Genomic DNA, 19,600 nt, shown 5'->3' on the forward strand with positions numbered 1-19,600 from the left:
AGCGAAGAATGACACCTTGATATTCCGTCAAAAATATTAAGCCATATTTAATAGCATGTTAAGTGTTAAATTATTAGACTTGTACTGGTAAACCAATATAAAAATCTTAAAACGTAAAATAATACTTACTTCATGCGCAAAGCAAAATACATAAAAGCGGCATTAACCGCGTGCGTAGCTGCATCTGTTTCGGCAGGGCTATTTGCATTTGATGTGATTCATCCGCATAAAACTATCACAAAAAAAGCCACAAAAAATCCTGGTATTTCTGTACTTAAAAAGCCGGAGGACAACCGCTTTGTTAAAACTATTTTGTATAACGACCTGAACGAACCCATGGAGCTGGCCGTTGCCAAAGACGGACGGGTATTTTTTATTGAGCGGTCGGGCAGCTTTTATGTTTATACCCCCGCAACCAAACAAACAGCGTTGGTGCATAAGTTTGATGTAAAAGCCGTTGATAAAATTTTGCAGGGTATGCTGGGCATGACCATTGACCCGGATTTTGCCACTAATAACTATATTTATTTTTACTACTCAACCAACGGTGGCGATGGCCTGGTTAACCGGCTTTCGCGTTTTACCATCAGTAAAACCAACGTGCTTAACCTGGCATCAGAAAAAGACCTGCTGGATGTACCGCTGGACGCTGAGGTAAGCGCCCACTCAGGCGGCGGTATGGATTGGGATAAAAACAAAAATCTTTATATCTCGACAGGCGACAATACCGTTCCGTTTGAATCTGAGGGCTTTGCCCCTATTGACCAGCGCCCAAACCGGCAGACCTTTGATGCCGAGCGGTCGGCAGGCAACACTAACGACCTGCGCGGCAAGGTATTGCGTATTCATCCTGAAGCTAACGGCACGTACACCATCCCGGCAGGAAACCTCTTCCCTAAAGGGACAGAGAAAACCAAGCCTGAAATTTACGTTATGGGTTGCCGTAACCCTTACCGTATTTCGGTTGATAAAGCTACAAGTACGCTTTACTGGGGCGAAGTTGGGCCCGACGCCGGTAATAACGGCGCGCAAGGCCCCCGCGGTTACGACGAAATTAACCAGGCAAAGAAAGCCGGCAATTTTGGCTGGCCCTTTTTTGTCGGCGATAGCAAACCTTATAACAAAATTGACTTTTCCACCCACGCCATCGGAGATCTGTACGATATTAATGCGCCCGAGAACACATCGCCTAATAACACCGGCTTAAAGATTTTACCACCCGCCCAAAAGGCCCTGGTTTGGTATCCGTACGATACTTCGCCTGAGTTTCCGGAGCTGGGCAAGGGCGGACGTTGCATCATTGGCGGGCCGGTTTATCATTATGACCCTGCCCTACAGTCAAAAACCAAGTTCCCGGCTTATTATGACAAAGTTTTATTTGTGGGCGATTACATGCGCAACTGGATATTTGGCGTGCGCATGGATGAACACCTTAATTTTAAAGCGCTTGACCAGTTGATGGAAAGCAATGGCGACTTTCGCCGCCCTATAGATATTAAATTTGGCCCTGAAGGCTCGATGTATGTGTTGGAATATGGGTCGGCCTACGGCCTGGATAACCCGGATGCCCGTTTGGTGCGTGTAGATTATAATGGCGGTAACCGCGCACCGGTAGCCCGCATTGCTACAGCTGATACCATTGGTTTAATACCATACAAAGTAGCTTTGAATCAAAAAAGCTTTGATTATGATGCTGATGATAACCTGAGTTACAAATGGATACTGAATGGTAAAACGGTGATCTCGAAGGCCCAGGCATCAACCTATACTTTTCGCAAAAACGGGGTTTATAAGCTGACGCTGAAAGTTACAGACGCAGCCGGCAAAAGCTCGACCGATACTAAATTGATCAAAGTAGGTAATACGCTGCCTGACGTTGCCATTACCACCACGGGTAACAGTACTTTCTTTTTCCCGGGCGAGCAAACGCTTGGTTATAACGTAGGTATTAAAGACAAGGAGGATAAAACTATTGACCCTAAGCGCGCTAACATCAGCCTGAGCTATATAGCCCGTGTAGAGAATAACCAGGCGCTGGTTGGGCACCAGCACATAGCGCCTACTTATAACTACGGCAAATCGCTTATGGCAAAAAGCGATTGTAAGGCTTGCCACGCTGTAAATACAAAAGTGCTGGGCCCTGCATTTATTGATGTAGCCAAACGTTATAAAGATGATAAGGATGCAGTTGACAAGCTATCAACCAAAATTATTAAAGGCGGTAATGGGGTTTGGGGCGAACATGCCATGAGCGCCCATCCGCAATTAACTAAAGATGATGCCTCAGAAATTGTTAAATATATTTTGACTTTGAACGATGCTAAACCAGCAACATCATTACCGCTGCAGGGAAATGTAACGCTTAAAGATCATGTAGCCAACAATAACGGTGGCCGGTATGTATTAACCGCATCATACACCGATAAAGGCGGCGCTATTACACCGCTAACCACTACCGAGTCGCTGGTATTGCGCCCGGCTAAAGTAGAAACCGAAAGTGCCGATAAATTTGAAAAAATGGATCATAACGATCGCGACGCCTGGACATCGGCTAATAACGCCTATTTTATGTTGAAGGATATCGATTTGAAAGGCATTGCTCAGCTAACTTACAGTTACACTTCAAAAGGCCTGGACGGCAAAATTGAAATACATACCGACTCGCCTGACGGAGCAGTAATCAGCATGCTGAATTATACGCCGTCGCAAACAAAGCAGGCAACGCAGCAAAGCACAGGCATCAACGCCCCACAGGGCAAGCACGACCTTTATTTTGTTATAACCAAATCATCGCTTAACGCCAAGGGCACAATAGCGATCGACTGGATTAATTTTGAAAAGATCAACTAAATTATAGCGTTCTGCTAAAATTTAAAAGCCGCTTGAATGATAAACTCAAGCGGCTAATTTTTTATAATTTATTTTTTTAAAGGTATTTCAATAAAAGTGTTTCACCCCAAAATGGCTAACATCGCAAAAAAACACATAAAAACTTATTAAACAGTTAATTAAGTAAGCTTACCTAAACTATTTGTACTGTTTCAAAGTGTTTCACCCCATATATTTAAAAAACTCATTTACAGTATTTTAATCTAAAACGGTGTTTCAAAATGTTTCATATTTTAGTGAAACACCTTGCCGATGTAAACCAGCTTGGTAATGCCGGTAAAATTGTAGAGACAGTGAAAGCACCATTGCCGGTAACAGATTGCGATATTGACTTAAATAAGCACGTTATCAATAATATTTCTAAATTTAGGTTAATATTTGCATAACGCGGATAAGGCATAGTGTTGATTCATGAAACCTATATTAAGAAAAGTAGACAGCGGCAACAATTCCTTCAGTATCCGGGAAGATATCTACCCCTTCCTGTACAATCACTGGCATTACCATCCGGAGATCGAGCTTACCTATATCCGTAAAGGTACCGGCGTACGATTGGTTGGTGACAGCATGTCGCCTTTTGAGGATGGCGACCTTATTTTGCTGGGCTCCAACCTACCGCATATGTGGCGAAGCGATTCTATCTATTTCAAAAACATCCCTACCCTAAATATTGAAGCCATTGCCATACATTTTAAAGAAGATTTTTGGGGTGCAGGTTTTATGCAGCTACCCGAGTTGCGCCTTATCAGGGAGATGCTTGACCTGGCAAAACGTGGACTCCAAATCAATGGCAAAACCCGCGACTATGTTATAAAGGCTATGGAAGATAACCTGCATATAACCGGTCCAAAACGTATTGAATTTTTACTTGGCATACTGGATATAGTAAGCCGCAGCGGTGAATATAATCTATTAGCTACACCAGGGTTCAACAAAACCTATGACTTGACTACTACCGACAAGATTAATCTCATATACACTTATACTTTTAATAACTTCAAAAACAATATCTCTATAAAAGCAGCAGCCGAGGCGGCAAGCTTAAGCCCCAACTCCTTCTGCCGGTATTTTAAAACACGAACGCTTAAAACCTATTGGCAGTTTTTGTTAGAAATCAGGATAGGCTATGCCTGTAAGCTACTGATAGAAAATCAAAAATCGGTATCGCAAATCTGTTATGAATGCGGATTTAACAACCTCTCAAACTTTAACCGGCAGTTTAAATCGTTGCTAAAGATCACGCCTTTGCAATATGCCAAGTCGTACACGGTACATGTTATGCACTTATAGATGTGCAAATGTGCGGATATGCAGATTTGATTAGCTTATATCTGCATATTTGCACATCTGCACATCCTATTTAAACACAGTCTCTACATCGGTCAGGTTTACACCCAACACTTTTTGTGCTATCGTGTTCAATGCCGTTTTATCTCCGGTAAAATGAAATACTTTATGCTGATGCCGCAGCTTAGCGCCAGGCTTCAGGAAAGCGGCCGGCGACACGCTCTCGATTTCATAAAACGGCCCCATCTGGCTGCCATTGGCGAGTGGGCCGTCGTTATAGGCATTAACCGCATCGCCGCTTAATGGCGCGCGGTCAGTGCGCCATTCCTGATTCAGGTATAAGCCATTGTTGTCCACATCGAATTTGGCAATAGTCAGCACGTTATTAGCTGCATCGTAACTACCAATAACCGGCATAGCTCTTTTAGGCGTGATGCCCAGTTTACCGCGCGATTTACCGTCGGCCTTGAAATATAAAACGTTGTTTTTATAAACAATCCTATCCAACGGTATTTGCCCAAAATAATCAGTAGTAGCAACCTTGGCAGTTTTGGCGTTGTTGTATGGTATAATGATTACCACTTTTGGCGATGGGGTAAACATATCCAGGTTCCACATACAAGGTGCACCGGTAGTTTGGTTCCATTCGGTATTACCGGTATTGGTTAAAGTATTATCGGCCTGAAAACCTACAGCTTTTACCGCCGATGCCAATTTAATACCTAAAGCACTTTCTATGCCTGCATTATCAAGCAAGGTAATATCCCGATCGATCTTTATCTTTAGCTGTGTACCAGCATAGTTCTGTAAATACATATCCTTGGTCATAGCCACCTTTTTATCATCGGCAGATACGATCTTCCAGCTTTCGGTATCAAAAGCTTTAGGCGTATGCCAGTCAGGGAAAGCCATTTTAGCACCGGGCTTAAAAAACAAGGAAAACTTACCGCCCTCCGGACCTAACCACAAACGGTTTTCGCTGCCATAGGCATTCATATGCGCATCAGTGTCGGCTTTAAAAGTTTTGTAATTGATCCAGCCAAAACTGCGGCCATTTAAACCATCGGCAGTTGATGTAAAAACTTTAGCCTGGTATTTTGCAGAGACAATAATCTGCGCTGCTCCATCCGCACTTTTTAGAACCTTTACGCTGTCGTTCTTTTTCAGAAAATCCAGGTCATAACCAAAAGTACCTTTGGCATAGGCAGATACTGAGTCGGCGGCTCCCTTTTTAGTTCCAGATTGACACGACGCTAATAGCGCAACTGAGCCTAAAGCCGCTATTTTTAATTTTAAATTACTCATCATTTCAGGTTTATAAGTTGATCATTAAAATTTAGCTTACTTGTTGTGGGCAACGGTGTTTGTTAAAGTACCAATCCCATCAATGGCAATTTCAACAACATCTCCCGGGATCAGGGTAAAATCGTTTGGCGGCACCAGGCAAGTCCCCGTCATCAGGAAAACGCCGTTTGGAAAGGTAAGTTCTCTGAACAGAAAGCCAACCAATTCTGTTAATTCACGTTTCATTCTCGATAAAGGCGTACTGTCTGAATAAACCGCTTCATTGTTTCGCTTAATAACAATACTGATAACTGTTTCTTTACTGATTGGCTCCGGCAATACAGTCAGGCATGGGCCAATGGCGGCGCTTTTATCGTATGTTTTCGCCTGCGGCAGATACAGGGCATTCTCTCCTTCTATACTTCGCGAACTCATATCATTACCAATCGTATATCCCTGAATATCGCCGTTACTGTTGGCAAATACGGTCAATTCAGGCTCTGGAACATTCCAGGTTGAATCTTTACGAATACTGATATCCTGGTCGTTGCCAACCACACGCGAAGCGGTTGCTTTAAAGAATATTTCGGGGCGCTCAGCATCATAAACACGTTTATACAGGTCTGATCCTCCTGACGATTGCGACTCTTCAACCCTGGCATCGCGGCTTTGCAGGTAAGTTACACCCGCCGCCCAAACCTCCTGACTTTCAATGGGTGGCAATAAATGGCTTTGCCAGTCACTACCGGTAACTTTGATAGCAATTTGCAGCGCCTTTTTTAAAAAATCGTGCAGACCGTCGCGATTCACCAGTTCATCCCACCCGTAATTTAATTGGTAAACCGATTGATTATCCTGCAAGTAAATTCCTTTGCTTGTTTTGTATAATTTCATTTGGTATAGTTTTTTTAAAGAGAGATACCTCTTTTCCATGGAATAAAATCGTCATGACCGCCCACAACTGCCTTGGCCTTTTCTTCGCCACTGGCTATGCGGATGATATGCTCAAGGATACGCTCGCCGGCCTCATTAATTGTTTCCGCTCCGCTGATCACCGTACCTGCATCAATGTCGATTATATCGTTCATTTTGTTATAGAGTTTGGTGTTGGTAGACACCTTGACAACAGGTGCAATTGGGTTACCTGTAGGTGTACCTAAACCGGTTGTAAACACCACAATAGTTGCACCTGAACCTACCTCGGCTGTCGTTGATTCTACGTCACTGCCCGGAGTACATAAAAGTGTTAATCCCGGCTTTCTAACTTTTTCAGGATAGTCGAGCACATCAGCTACCGGAGAAGTACCACCTTTCTTGGCCGCCCCTGCAGATTTGATAGCATCGGTAATCAAGCCGTCGCGCACGTTACCGGCCGACGGATTAGCGTCAAACCCGGAACCGAAAGCCTTAGCCTTATCATGATAAGTGCGCATGAGGTGGATAAACCGGCCGGCGGTTTCATCATCCACACAACGGTCGCTTAACTCTTGCTCAACCCCGCATAATTCGGGAAATTCAGACAGTATAACTGAGCCCCCCAAGCCAACAATAATATCCGAGGCATGTCCTAATGAAGGATTAGCCGAGATACCCGAAAAACCATCAGAGCCACCGCATTCCAATCCCACACACAACTTGCTTAATGGTGCCGGTTTGCGCGTATTTTGATTAGCTTCTATCAAACCGGCAAACGTTTTCTTTATAGCCTGGTTCAGCAACTCGGTTTCGCTGCCTATTTGTTGTTGTTCCAGAAGATATAGCGGCTTAGAGAAAGCAGGGTCGCGTTTATAGACCTCCTCTTTCAGCATATCTATTTGCGCATTTTGGCAACCCAGGCTCAGCACGGTTGCACCCGCCACGTTAGCGTGTGTAATGTATCCGGCCAGTAAGCCGCACAGTCCACGGGTGTCTTCTTTAATCCCTGCGCAACCTAAAGAGTGATTTAAAAATTTAATACCATCTACATTTGGAAAAATCTTTTCGTCCTTGGCTTTAACGTCAGTCCGGCCGCCCAAATCAACGGTTAATATTTCTGCCGGATTTTTCCCTTCGCGATAAAGCTGAATCAATTGCTTTACATGGTCACGTTCAGGCGAGATATCAGTTTGATAACCCAGCTCCTTGGCAAAAGCATCCTGGATCACCTGCACATTCCGGTTTTCACAAAAAACCAGCGGTATTACCAACCAGTAGTTAGCAACCCCTACCGAGCCGTCAGCACGGTGATAGCCCATAAATGTACGGTCCTTCCATGACGACAAATCCGGTGTGAGCCAATCTGTCTTGCGTTCGCGAAGTTCATAATCGCCAGAGGCATGCTTGATATTCCTGGTGGTAACCAGCTGACCAGTTTTAACAGGTTCTACCGCTTTTCCTACCAGCACCCCGTACATCACCACATCGTCGCCCGGATTAAGGTCATGAAGCGCGAATTTGTGCTTGGCCGCAACATCTTCGGTCAGTGTTATTGGGTTTCCGTCAGAAATTACGGTATCGCCGGCCTTCAAATCGGTCAGCGCTACTTCTATGTTATCTTTCGGGTGTATTTTTAAAGTTGTATTTCGCATAATAATTTTTTAAGCCAGAGCCTCTCTGGTCATTTGCCCGTCAACCTTGCGCCAAATACCCAATGGGTTGCTGTTTTGAAGTTCAGGCGGTAGTAATTCCTGCGGAAAATTCTGGAAACAAACCGGGCGTACAAAGCGGTAAATAGCTTGCGAACCGACCGAGGTAGTCCTGCTATCGGTGGTTGCCGGATACGGGCCGCCGTGCTGCATGGCATGGGTTACTTCAACGCCTGTCGGTACGTTATTAATCATTACACGGCCAACTTTCTCTTCCAGTATATTGAACAAATCTTTATGCGCTAGTCCGTCAACCAGGTTGGCCCAAACACTTGTGGTGATCTGCCCCGGGGTATTTTCAGCGATATCTAATAATTGCTTCTCATCATCGGCAACCACCAATAATGCTACAGGGCCGAAATGCTCTTCGAATAAAGCTTTATCCTTCAGGAAATCGGCACCCGAAACCGAAAACGCCTGCGGCGTAGCCTGGTTGTTAACTGAATTTCCTTTTCCTAACGATTTTAACGAACGCATCGACTCTAATTCAGAAATCCCCTTACAGTACGCGCCGTAAATAGCATCGGTCAACATCAAGCCACCATTGGCAGCCGCTAACGACTCAGCATATTGTGCCATAAACTTATCAGCGCTATCGCCTTTAACCATCAAAATAATGCCCGGATTGGTACAGAACTGACCAACACCCAACGTATTTGAAGCAACCAGCGATTTGGCGAGCCCTTCGGGATCTTCTTTCAATTTGCCGGGCAATAAAAACACCGGATTAACGCTGCCCATTTCGGCATAAACCGGGATAGGTTCATCGCGTTTCACCGCTAAATCAAATAACGCTTTGCCACCCCGCAGTGAGCCTGTGAAACCTACAGCTTTAATTAAAGGATGACTAACCAACGCCTTTCCTCCCTCAATCCCATGGCCTTGTATTAAAGAAAAAACGCCGTCGGGCATACCTGTTTTTTTTGCAGCCTCAATAATGCAATTACCAACCAATTCAGAAGTAACCGGATGGCCAAAATGTGCTTTATAAACTACCGGGCATCCTGCAGCCAGGGCTGACACCGTGTCGCCGCCGGCAACTGAGAATGCAAATGGGAAATTGCTGGCACCGAAAACCGCCACCGGCCCTAAGGGCCTTTCCATAAGGCAAAGTTGCGGTTTAGGTAAAGGTGGCCTATCTGGTATTGCGCTGTCAATTATAGCATTCACCCATGAACCTTCTTTAAGCAGCTTTGCAAAAAGGTTTATCTGGCCAATAGTTCTGTCTATCTCGCCATTTAGGCGTGGTTGCGGCAAATGGGTTTCCTGCATAGCGATGTTTACCAGCGCTTCGCGGATGCTGTCAATTTCGGCCGCAATAGCCTCTAAGAACTTTATCCTGCTTGGCGTGGGCAAGTGTTTATATATTCTGAAAGCAGCATTAGCTTTCCTGGCAGCTTCATCTACGTTTGCAGCCGTGGCTTCAGCAAAAAGGTAAGGGCCCGAATGGTCTTCCATGGCTATAGCGCTTTTGAATTTTTGGCCCCCATCGGCTGTAGAATAACCTATAATTTGTTTTCCTGTAATTTTCATAAATAGTATTAGCGGGATCTTATCCCCAATTTTTAGTCACACTTGATACGATCACTTTATTAACCGGGATCTTGCCATATACCACATCTAAATGTGGGGTACCTGCTTTTAAAGTCACGGTACCAAAACCGGTGGCTGTTGACAAAAAGCTGGTAAAATCGCCTATACGTGAATCTACGTGGAGCGTTTTATCAATTGCGTCATAACGTACGCCGGTGAGCCCCTCGATCATGCCATAGCTTGACATGGCACGAGCGTACCAATGGCCGCATTCATATTCGTTAAATGGATTACGAACTTCGCCATCATACCTGTCGCGGCAAGCACGTACTATGTCCAATCCCTTTTGTACCTCGCCCATTAACATTAAGTGCGATGCTACCTGGTATTCTATACCTGTCCAAACTTCATTGCTGTAAACAAATGGCAATGACAACATTCCTCCTTTGGGCCACGAACAAAGCAGTAAGCCTCCTTCATCACCAATGGCATAAGTCGGCCGTTGCGGATTTGAATGTTCATGCAGATTTGTCTTGAAGTTGTATTGATGGACAGCCTTCAGATGATTGGTTGTCTTCGTTTTATCCAGCGGATCACCCAACCCGCACATTCTAGATAGCCATCCACCCATCACACCGTCTGAAAGCACGCCGGTACCGTATTGATATTTGGGGCCTTCCTTTTCGAGCACTTCCCTGGCCTCGGGGGTATACCCTGTCGCGAATGATTGTACTTTAGTTGGATCAGGCGCTTGCAGCTCTTTCCACTCTATTATTTGGCGGAAATACTCGCCATCATAAAGTTCGTTTTCCATGTATTTTTTGCCTTTGGTATAAAGTGTTTCATACTTGCCCACATCTTTACCCAACGCTTTACCCATGGTAATGAACGCATTTAATGCTCCCAGGTAAAAGCTGGTCGCAAAGCCTGTCGGCCCCCAAAACTCGATATCATAAGTGTTATGATGCGGTTCCTGAATGACACCGCTACCTTTCGGATCCCAGGTTTTGCTGCAGTAGTCTAAGCTGGCTTGCACATTGGGATAAATAGATCTTAACCATTCGGTATCTCCGCTAATGCGCCATTCGCGGTGTACTTTCATGATACCACCCAGTTGCCCGTCGGACGCAGCATGGAAATTGTGTACGACCCGTGTGATCGGCAAGTTGGAGCGGAACATCTGGTGCCCTTCTGCATTCTGACTTTCATTAAACTCAGTATTGCGCAAACTACGCTCTAACGATGGAAACAAGTGCGAAACAGCCTGCGCGTAGTTCCAAACGTGAGTACATGAGCCGTGACAACTGCCCCAGCTATCGCCTGTGCCTTCCCAGGCCCAAAACCGCCCGTCGTATTGTCTCAATACCGTGGGCGATTTCAGGATGGTCAGGTTTGCCGCCACTGCCTCTATTACTTCGGGCGGTAGCGTACTTTTATAAAATGTATCTGTGAAAAGCTTTGTTTTTTTGCGTAGCTCAGTGTAATTACCACTCCAATAATTGGCTACCTCTTCAATAGTATTGAACTTGCTGCTGTACCATGGTTTATGAAATTGTAATAGCGGATTGGCTTCTACCTTCGCTTTATCCTCTGGCGCAACCTCGCCCATGCGCAACTTAGTATTAGGTACATACCATGCCATCATCAGGCGAATGGTCTTTTCCTCGCCTGGTTGTAAAGTAAAAGGCACGAACAGAGAAGCACCAGGCGCACCCGTATCCACCGGTGGATTATTTTTGGTTTCATGATTACGGATTGCTTTCCAGGCCATGGTCAAGCCATCAAACCAACCTCCTCTGAACCAGCAATGATCTACAATAGTATGTGCGTCATCCGTATAAATGGCAAAGTCGCCCTGTTTCTGCGGATCTTCCTTGGTTCCTTCAGATGAGAGCACGAAACCATTTTTGATAGCTTTAACCAAGTTTTTGGTCCCTGGCTGCTCCATAAAATTGCGGCTATTGTAGGAGAAAATACAATCCTGCGTTTTGTTGCTTGTGTTTTTAAAATGATATTCTAACGCGCCAACAGGTAAACTTGCACTATCTGCATCGGTAGGTACAAACGGGCTCCAGCCTTTTATATCGACATGCAAAGGAATGTCCTTATCAAACAAGTTAATATCAGCAAACGGGAAACGTGCATTAAATTCAGCCGATTCAAATCGGGCCAAACCCCAGGTAGCGCCACCCGTGCCACCCAAACCAGCGTCACGATTACCAAATTTTTTCCAGGCCGGCACCTTGGCTTCCAACACTTTGGCCCCGTTTGGGATACCTTTTATGCTGATAGCCGCAAACATAGCCGGCTCGTTAAACACATCAGGGTTGTTGCGTACCGACATGTGCGATATAGCCCCCGTACCTTCCAAACAAAACATACCCGCACCAATACCGCCGATTGGGAAAGCCACACGGTTTAAGTTTTTACCCGCATAGGCGCTATTGTATTTGCGTTTACCTGTTACAGCAGCAGCTAAAGACTGGCTTTCTGCGGATGTCTTTTCGGCGGCTTTAACGCGGCCTATAGGCAAAAATGCAGCAGCGCCACCTACGCCCAAATTCCTAAGAAAACCACGACGCCCTGATCCGTTTTTCATAGCAGATGAATATTAATTTATTAGCGTATTAGTTGATCTCTAACTCGTCTTTTGACGGCAATTTTGGATAAGCGCCATGTGCACCTTGCTGATACCAGAAAGCTACAGAGATGATATCAGAATGCTGTTGCAGGTATCTGCCACCCGATTTCCAACCCAAGTCCTGAATAGTCACTTTCAGATCTTTATCAAAACGAATAGGGTCCTGAATGTGCCATCTGTACAAACCGAAGCGCTGCCGGATTGAGTAATGCCCGTCGCCTCTGATCACCTGCGGTAAACCGGCATAAGGCGTTGAAAACTCGGTATATTGCGATTCATCGCCGCCGCCGGCTTTAGGTCTGCGGGTATCAAAGTCGTACGATCCGCAGAAGTAATCCTCTGTACCTGTACCTATAATGGTTGGGAATTTGTCATCGCCATCCATATAGAATTTAATCTCGCCTTCGCCCCACCAACCGTTGTTATTGATATCAAAGCCCATGTACACACCAACATACTGGCCCTTACCTTTTACACCATCGAGTATGGTATAAACTGAATGATCATTGGGAGTTGATTTTCTGAACTGCGCATGGAAATAACCTTCGTCATCAGCAACCTTAGTTAGGGTATAGTTCACAGAATAGTAAAGGCTCATTTCGCGATCGTCGATATTTTCCATAGTGATCTTACATTTTTTGCGGAAAGGCATTTTCCAGTAGCAGTTAAACGCACTGCCCGGGTTCACCGTAACTGGTAAAGAGTTTAGCGGAGCATACTGGTTCCAGCCCATGCCAAAAAATGCACCCACCGGAGCTTCAACAGACGGCGTAGTTTCATCGTCCCAATAAATACGCAGGATGGACAAGCGCCAGTTACCGGTCGGGGTCATCCAGATGTGTTGTACAGCGCCCGGGCCCTCCATTTCAGCAATGGTAATTGTCTCGCCCGGTTTAATCAGAATATAAGGGTTAACTTTCCAGCCCTGGCCTAGGTCGCGGGCAGCGCCGGCAGCATTCGCTACATTGCGTTTGCCTTTATCTTTTGCAGGATCGGCCATACCACCCTTGCCCTTTTCGCCGGTAAAATTCTCCGGACTAATAGAACGCGATTTTGCATCAGACACTTTTGACAAGCTGCCCAGATTCATATCCAGACCGTTAAACTTCTCGCCTTGCTGCGCGCGGCAGTTAAAAGCTACAGCAATTGCAGCTACGATAAAAAGTAACTTTTTCATCATTTAAATACGGTTATAATGTTGGTTTATAATGTTAGTACAAAGAAAGAACAATGACTGATAGAAAACTTTCATTAAATAGCCAATAGTGATACAATATTGGCATTTGATATTTCCACAGCTCAAAATCACCTACAAATAGTACTAGCCCCCACAGCTAAAAAGACAACATAATACTGTTTAACTCAAATCAAACAACGGCACTTTATACTATATTTATAGATGTACGATTGAATAAGTCAATTTCAAGTTGTATATACAAGATGTAATTTTTTGTTCTATATTTATTGCGGGCTTAACCTTTAAACAAGTCCGGCGGGCTATTGCCTGATACCAATTATCCTAAAATACGAATTACCTGATGAGAAACTTCAAAGCAGTTTTCGCCTGTTTGTTGTTGCTGGGAACGGCGGCTATCGCGCAGCAAAAAAAATCAAATTTGAGCTACGTCGATCCGTCGATCGGCGGTGTTGGGTTGATATTGGAGCCCACGCGCCCTACTGTTCAATTACCTAATCAATTGATCAGGGTTTTTCCGGTAAGGCATGATGCGCTGGATGACCAGATCTCCTATTTTCCGCTAACTGTTGCTTCACACCGGGTGGTATCGCTGTTTAGTTTCATGCCGGTGAGCGGCGCAAATCCTGACGCACTTTGGGACAAAAGGCAAGTATATAACTATGAGGTATTAACTCCGTATTATTATAAATCTGAATTAGGCGATGAAGGTAATCTGATAGAATTTACGCCATCCCAAAAAAGTGGCTTCTTCAAGATCAGCTTTAAGAAGAATGCAAGTAATTATTTACGATTAGGAATCTTGAACGAAGGCGGAGAAATAACACTGGCCGACAAACGCACACTAACCGGTTCAGAGATTTTTCATGGCATGAAAGCTTACTTTTATGCTGAAACCGATGCTGATATAAGCGAAGCGATTAGCAAAACCCGGAATGCACTCATCAAATCGCCCAAAAATATCAGCTTCAAATACGCCATCTCCTACATCAGCATTGAACAGGCTAAAGAAAACCTGCAAGCAGAAATACCGGGCTGGGATTTTAATAAAGTGAAGGCCACCGCATACAATGCATGGAACAAGGTTATGTCGCAGATTAATGTCGAAGGTGGTACCCTGGCGCAAAAGCGTGTATTTTATACCTCACTTTACCGTTGCTATGAGCGTATGGTTGATATCAATGAGCACGGCAAATATTACAGCGCTTATGATCCTGCGATACACGAAAGCAACAGACCATTTTTTGTAGACAACTGGATTTGGGATACTTATATAGCGCTCGGTCCGCTGCACATGATTTTGGACCCGGTTACAGAGCAGCAAAAAATCAACTCTTATATCACCATGTACCAGCAAGGCGGATGGATGCCGTCATTTGCTTTAATTTTTGGCGACTGGCCAGCGATGACGGGCAACCATGCCGCTTCATGGATGGCCGATGCATGGTTTAAAGGTCTGCGGAATTTTGATTTAAAAACGGCTTATGAGGGCTTACGAAAAAACTCATTAGAAGCTACCCTACTGCCCTGGAATAACGGACCTGCTACGGTGCTCGACTCATTCTACAATAAACATGGCTATATGCCGGGACTGCACTACGGCGAGCCGGAAACAGTACCACAAGTAGAAAAGGTTTGGGAAAAACGCCAGGCTGTTTCTGTAACGTTGGAGAATAGCTACAGCGATTGGAACATTGGCCGCATGGCAGCCGAATTAAATAAACCTGACGACGAAAAGCTGTTTATATCCCGTTCAAAAAATTATCAAAACGTTTTTAGGAAAGACAAAGGCTTTATGTGGCCCAAGGATAAGGATGGAAACTGGATTGATATGGATCCAAAAGCGGCCGGCCGCGAATTTTTTACCGAAAATAACGCTTACACCTATAACTGGGTTGTTAAGCATGATTTTAAGGGGTTATTTAATTTGATGGGTGGCCGCGAAAAAGCCGAAGCAAAACTGGATAACTTATTCCGGGAAGATTTGGGCACTGCAAAATTTATCTTCTGGAAAACACAGCCCGATGCATCAGGCCTGGTGGGCCAGTTTGTAATGGGTAATGAGCCTAGCTTTCATATCCCTTATTTGTATAACTATATGGGTGCGCCGTGGAAAACACAAAAACGTATCCGTATGCTGCTGAACACGTGGTATACCGACAACCTTTTTGGTATTCCCGGCGATGAGGACGGTGGCGGCATGACCTCATTTGTTGTTTTCTCAATGATGGGCTTTTTCCCGGTTACGGCTGGCATTCCGGTTTATAACATTGGTAGCCCTGTTTTTACCAAGGTGACAATTAACCTGCCTAGCGGCAAAGTGTTTACTATTAACGCGCCCAATAGCTCGGCAGATAATAAATACATCCAGAGCGCGACGTTAAACGGTATACCTCTGAACAAACCGTGGTTCACACATACCGAGTTAGTTAATGGAGCGACTATCAATTTCAAAATGGGCAGCCGGCCCAATAAAAGCTGGGGTGCCGCACCCAGCGATGCCCCGCCAAGCGATTGTAATAACCTTTATTTAAATAATAAATGGTAAGGTCATGAAGAAGTTATTAATTATAGCGTCTGCTATTTTATCGGTAGCGTTCAATTGCATCGCGCAGCAAAATAAAATATCATCGCCATTAGATTACGTCGATCCAACTATAGGTGGCTCCGGTATAGTTTTACAGCCTACACGGCAAACTGTACATCTGCCTAACTCCATGTTTCGAACTTTCCCCATGAAACAGGATCAACTGGATGACCAGATCATGTTCTTCCCGCTTTGTGTAGTATCGCACCGTATTGAATATGCTTTTCAATTTTTACCATTAAAAGGTAAAGTGGATGATAGTTTCTGGGGCAAACGTTTCACCATTGCCACAGAAAAATCGACGCCTTATTACTACCAGGCTGAAGAAGAAGACAACGGAACTGTCATTGAATTTACACCATCGGCAAAAAGCGGTTTCTTTCAGGCCAGCTTTAAAAATGACGATAATAATTACCTGCGGATTGGCTTAAATGGCAGTACCGGTTCTGTAGAGCAACAAGGCAAACGTGTTATCACCGGAACCGAGGAAGTATCCGGCCTTAAAACCTATTTCTACGCGGAAGCCGATCAGGACATCGACAAGATCATTTACCAAAACGATAAAGAAAAGAAGCATTTGCTGGCCAAATTCAAAAGCAGGCTGGTGAAATTTAAATACGCTATATCGTATATCAGCATTGAACATGCTAAGTCTAATTTGGAGGCGGAGATACCAGACTGGACTTTTAATACGGTTAAAGAAAAAGCTAAAAGTATTTGGAATAAAAAGTTGAGTCAAATTGAGGTACAAGGTGGCACTGTTGCACAGAAACGCACGTTCTACACATCGTTATACAGAACCTACGAGCGCATGGTTGATATCAACGAATATGGCGAATATTACAGTGCCTACGACCACCAGGTGCATCAAAGCAAAGAGCCATTTTTTGTAGATAACTGGATTTGGGATATGTACATAGCCGACGAACCACTGCACACTATCCTTGACCCGAAAAAGGAGACGCAAAAGATAAACTCTTACATCGCTATGTACAAGCAAAGCGGTTGGATGCCGGCCTTTGCGCTGGCTACCGGCGACTGGCCGGCCATGACAGGTAATCATGCTGCCTCATGGATGGCCGATGCCTGGAGTAAGGGCTTGCGTTTTGATGTGAGAACTGCTTATGAAGGATTAAAGAAAAACTCGTTGGAAGGTACGTTACTGCCCTGGCGTAACGGGCCGGCGACGGCTATCGACTCATTCTATAATCAGCATGGTTATCTCTACTCAACCCATCCCGAAGAGCGCGGTAGCAAAGATGGCGTTGATATGGATAAATGGTGGGAAAGCCGTGGTAACGAAGGCGTTTCCATTACTTTAGAATGGAGCATTTGCGATTGGGAGATTGCACAATTGGCTGATGCAGCCGGTTATCCGCAAGATAAGTCGTTGTTTTTGAAACGGGCGAGTAATTACAAGAATGTATTTAACGTAAAAGAAGGCTTTGTTTGGCCCAAGGACAAACAGGGTAATTGGATTTACCCCTACAATACCAAACTATTGGGCCGTGAGTATGTAACCGAAAACAACTCATACACCTATAACTGGACGCCTAAACATGACCTGACCGGCCTATTCAATTTAATGGGTGGCCGCGCAAAAGCCGAAGCTAAGTTAGATCAGCTATTCCGCGAGGATTTGAGCTTGCCAAAGTTTTTGTTCTGGCTAAATCAGCCGGACGCTTCAGGGCTGGTTGGCCAATTTGTAATGGGGAATGAACCCAGTTATCATATCCCCTACTTGTACAACTACCTGGACGCTCCATGGAAAACTCAAAAGCGTATTCGTATGCTGATGGATACCTGGTACCCCGACAATGTTTTTGGTATTCCCGGCGATGAAGATGGCGGTGGCACAACATCTTTTGTAGTGATGTCAATGATGGGATTTTTCCCGGTTACACCTGGTATCCCGGTTTATAACATTGGTAGCCCAAGTTTTAACGAGATAAGTATTAAGTTACAGAATGGCAAAGTGTTTACGGTTAAGGCCGTCAATAACTCTAAAACAAACGTGTATATTAAAAAGGCAATATTAAATGGCCGGGTATTGAATAAGCCATGGTTCACACATAAAGCTATCATTAACGGCGGTACGTTGGTATTGCAAATGGGTAACCGGCCTAATAAAGCCTGGGGATCAAGAATTCAGGACGCGCCGCCATCGGCTATTGAGGTCGACCCGGGTAAATATGAATAACCCAAACAGGAAGAAATACGGCCACAAAAAAAGCCCGATACTTTCGTATAGGCTTTGTAATAAAAGCCGCAGTCCCCACGAACCAGTTTCTAAACGATTTGAAACTTTTGAACTCTCTATTGGATGATTGACGCCGATTTGAAACATCCAACCGGTTTTTGATTGAACCGGAAATAATGTTTGCTTCATAATTAGTCGGTGAGATTAGCGCTATTGTACAACGGATTAATGGTGTGTCCGTTTCGGGATCAATTTGCTATTTAGATTTAAGCATCATATTATTAAAGCTTCAAAGTAATCTAAAATGGAAATTTAGTGTGCAGCTTTTATATTAGCTTGACTATTATAATTATGAAGGCCAGAAACTGCTATCGTTTTTTTGTTGCTATTATTTGGTGGGTCAGTATGTTATCCACAATTAGTTTAAGTGCCTTTTGCCAGGCAAATGTACCTGTCGACAATTGGTGCAGCACGCCGCTGCGACCAGGGCTTGAAAAGTTTAAAGAGATCAAGACTTCCAAACCATGGTTTAAGGTTTATGACGTGGGGCATAATACTTACGCAATAGACGAGCCTTATAATTGGGAAGAAACGATTGCTTACCTCATATTAGGTAAAGAAAAAGCATTATTGTTTGATACAGGCATGGGGCTCGATACGATTTCGTCGGTTGTAAAAGAATTGACTAAATTGCCTATCGTTGTACTAAATTCGCATACTCATCCGGATCATATAGGCGGCAATCACGAATTTAGCTATATTCTAGCCATGAACACCAGATATACCCGGATCAATGCAGCTAATGGCTACCGTCATAAAGATGTAAAATGGGAAGTTAGCCCGGCCGCATTTTGCCTTGCTCGTTTACCTCATCAAGATACCGCTGTTTATAATATAAAACCCTTTAAAGTATCACGGTTCATCAAAAGTGGCTATACAATCAATCTTGGTGGAAGAAAGTTACAAGTGATTGCTACTCCCGGACATACACCAGATGCGATTTGTCTGTACGATGAAAAAATAGGTTATTTATGGTGTGGCGACAGCTTTTATGAAGGCCCAATTTTGTTATCCTCTGATGGTACCGATCTGAAGGCCTATCAACAAAGCATAAAAAGGATGGCGCAATTGGCGGCTAAATCAATCTGCGTGTTGCCAGCCCATAACCTCCCAATTGCTAAACCAGGCCTCTTAATAGAAGCCGCAAAAGAATTTGATCAAATAGTATCTGGGATGAAGAAAGGAAAGCCTGGAGATAATTACACGCTTATATTTAATTGCAATAAATTTTCATACCAAATTGGTGAAAGGCATCTTAAGCAATTAGGGCAACTAAAGAGGGATTGATTTTCGTCACACA

At 44.4% G+C, this 19,600-nt stretch carries 12 protein-coding genes; 6 read left to right on the forward strand and 6 right to left on the reverse strand.

What is annotated here, in order from left to right; translation table 11 throughout:
* Positions 1-132 precede the first annotated feature (132 nt).
* The 3 genes from ACFS5N_RS05025 to ACFS5N_RS05035 all read left to right on the forward strand — a co-directional run bounded on the left by ACFS5N_RS05025 (position 133) and on the right by ACFS5N_RS05035 (position 4,179).
* Positions 133-2,850, forward strand: a complete 2,718-nt coding sequence (locus ACFS5N_RS05025) for a PQQ-dependent sugar dehydrogenase (protein WP_377182868.1) — start codon at positions 133-135, stop codon at positions 2,848-2,850.
* A gap of 260 nt (positions 2,851-3,110) precedes the next feature.
* Positions 3,111-3,275 carry a hypothetical protein gene (locus tag ACFS5N_RS05030; protein WP_377182870.1) on the forward strand — a complete coding sequence of 55 codons (165 nt, stop codon included), beginning with the start codon at positions 3,111-3,113 and terminating at the stop codon, positions 3,273-3,275.
* A 25-nt stretch (positions 3,276-3,300) separates the two neighbouring features.
* Entirely contained in the window at positions 3,301-4,179 is an 879-nt protein-coding gene (locus ACFS5N_RS05035; RefSeq protein ID WP_377182872.1) for an AraC family transcriptional regulator, read from the forward strand.
* Between the two features lie 66 nt (positions 4,180-4,245).
* Here the strand turns inward: ACFS5N_RS05035 and ACFS5N_RS05040 are convergent, their stop codons facing one another.
* Genes ACFS5N_RS05040 through ACFS5N_RS05065 form a run of 6 tightly spaced genes read right to left on the reverse strand, consistent with a single transcriptional unit; the run spans position 4,246 to position 13,438 of the window.
* On the reverse strand, positions 4,246-5,484 hold the full coding sequence (locus ACFS5N_RS05040) for a DUF6786 family protein (RefSeq protein WP_377182874.1): 1,239 nt from the start codon (positions 5,482-5,484) through the stop codon (positions 4,246-4,248).
* A 33-nt stretch (positions 5,485-5,517) separates the two neighbouring features.
* Positions 5,518-6,354, reverse strand: coding sequence for a fumarylacetoacetate hydrolase family protein (locus ACFS5N_RS05045; RefSeq protein ID WP_377182876.1), 837 nt, complete (start codon positions 6,352-6,354; stop codon positions 5,518-5,520).
* A 14-nt stretch (positions 6,355-6,368) separates the two neighbouring features.
* Complete coding sequence (locus tag ACFS5N_RS05050; protein ID WP_377182878.1) at positions 6,369-8,027, reverse strand: UxaA family hydrolase; 1,659 nt, start codon at positions 8,025-8,027, stop codon at positions 6,369-6,371.
* A 9-nt stretch (positions 8,028-8,036) separates the two neighbouring features.
* Complete coding sequence (locus ACFS5N_RS05055; protein WP_377182880.1) at positions 8,037-9,617, reverse strand: aldehyde dehydrogenase (NADP(+)); 1,581 nt, start codon at positions 9,615-9,617, stop codon at positions 8,037-8,039.
* Positions 9,618-9,636: 19 nt separating this feature from the next.
* Positions 9,637-12,216, reverse strand: a complete 2,580-nt coding sequence (locus tag ACFS5N_RS05060) for a GH116 family glycosyl hydrolase (RefSeq protein WP_377182882.1) — start codon at positions 12,214-12,216, stop codon at positions 9,637-9,639.
* Between the two features lie 28 nt (positions 12,217-12,244).
* Complete coding sequence (locus ACFS5N_RS05065) at positions 12,245-13,438, reverse strand: glycoside hydrolase family 172 protein (protein ID WP_377182884.1); 1,194 nt, start codon at positions 13,436-13,438, stop codon at positions 12,245-12,247.
* Between the two features lie 358 nt (positions 13,439-13,796).
* Between ACFS5N_RS05065 and ACFS5N_RS05070 the strand changes: the two genes are divergently transcribed.
* The 3 genes from ACFS5N_RS05070 (at position 13,797) to ACFS5N_RS05080 (ending at position 19,587) form a co-directional block, all read left to right on the forward strand.
* Positions 13,797-16,001 (forward strand): GH92 family glycosyl hydrolase, encoded by a 2,205-nt coding sequence (locus ACFS5N_RS05070; protein ID WP_377182886.1) that lies wholly within the window; start codon positions 13,797-13,799, stop codon positions 15,999-16,001.
* A 4-nt stretch (positions 16,002-16,005) separates the two neighbouring features.
* Positions 16,006-18,240, forward strand: a complete 2,235-nt coding sequence (locus ACFS5N_RS05075) for a GH92 family glycosyl hydrolase (protein WP_377182888.1) — start codon at positions 16,006-16,008, stop codon at positions 18,238-18,240.
* A gap of 351 nt (positions 18,241-18,591) precedes the next feature.
* On the forward strand, positions 18,592-19,587 hold the full coding sequence (locus ACFS5N_RS05080; protein WP_377182890.1) for an MBL fold metallo-hydrolase: 996 nt from the start codon (positions 18,592-18,594) through the stop codon (positions 19,585-19,587).
* The last annotated feature ends 13 nt before the right edge of the window (positions 19,588-19,600 follow it).

It is taken from the genome of Mucilaginibacter ximonensis (genome assembly GCF_042686265.1).
In the GTDB taxonomy this organism is placed as follows: domain Bacteria; phylum Bacteroidota; class Bacteroidia; order Sphingobacteriales; family Sphingobacteriaceae; genus Mucilaginibacter; species Mucilaginibacter ximonensis.

Excerpts from the sequence above, each read along its gene's own strand:
- ACFS5N_RS05025 (WP_377182868.1), top strand. The coding sequence starts at position 133 with ATGCGCAAAGCAAAATACATAAAAGCGGCATTAACCGCGTGCGTAGCT.
- ACFS5N_RS05030 (WP_377182870.1), top strand. The coding sequence starts at position 3,111 with ATGTTTCATATTTTAGTGAAACACCTTGCCGATGTAAACCAGCTTGGT.
- ACFS5N_RS05035 (WP_377182872.1), top strand. The coding sequence starts at position 3,301 with ATGAAACCTATATTAAGAAAAGTAGACAGCGGCAACAATTCCTTCAGT.
- ACFS5N_RS05040 (WP_377182874.1), bottom strand. The coding sequence starts at position 5,484 with ATGATGAGTAATTTAAAATTAAAAATAGCGGCTTTAGGCTCAGTTGCG.
- ACFS5N_RS05045 (WP_377182876.1), bottom strand. The coding sequence starts at position 6,354 with ATGAAATTATACAAAACAAGCAAAGGAATTTACTTGCAGGATAATCAA.
- ACFS5N_RS05050 (WP_377182878.1), bottom strand. The coding sequence starts at position 8,027 with ATGCGAAATACAACTTTAAAAATACACCCGAAAGATAACATAGAAGTA.
- ACFS5N_RS05055 (WP_377182880.1), bottom strand. The coding sequence starts at position 9,617 with ATGAAAATTACAGGAAAACAAATTATAGGTTATTCTACAGCCGATGGG.
- ACFS5N_RS05060 (WP_377182882.1), bottom strand. The coding sequence starts at position 12,216 with ATGAAAAACGGATCAGGGCGTCGTGGTTTTCTTAGGAATTTGGGCGTA.
- ACFS5N_RS05065 (WP_377182884.1), bottom strand. The coding sequence starts at position 13,438 with ATGATGAAAAAGTTACTTTTTATCGTAGCTGCAATTGCTGTAGCTTTT.
- ACFS5N_RS05070 (WP_377182886.1), top strand. The coding sequence starts at position 13,797 with ATGAGAAACTTCAAAGCAGTTTTCGCCTGTTTGTTGTTGCTGGGAACG.
- ACFS5N_RS05075 (WP_377182888.1), top strand. The coding sequence starts at position 16,006 with ATGAAGAAGTTATTAATTATAGCGTCTGCTATTTTATCGGTAGCGTTC.
- ACFS5N_RS05080 (WP_377182890.1), top strand. The coding sequence starts at position 18,592 with ATGAAGGCCAGAAACTGCTATCGTTTTTTTGTTGCTATTATTTGGTGG.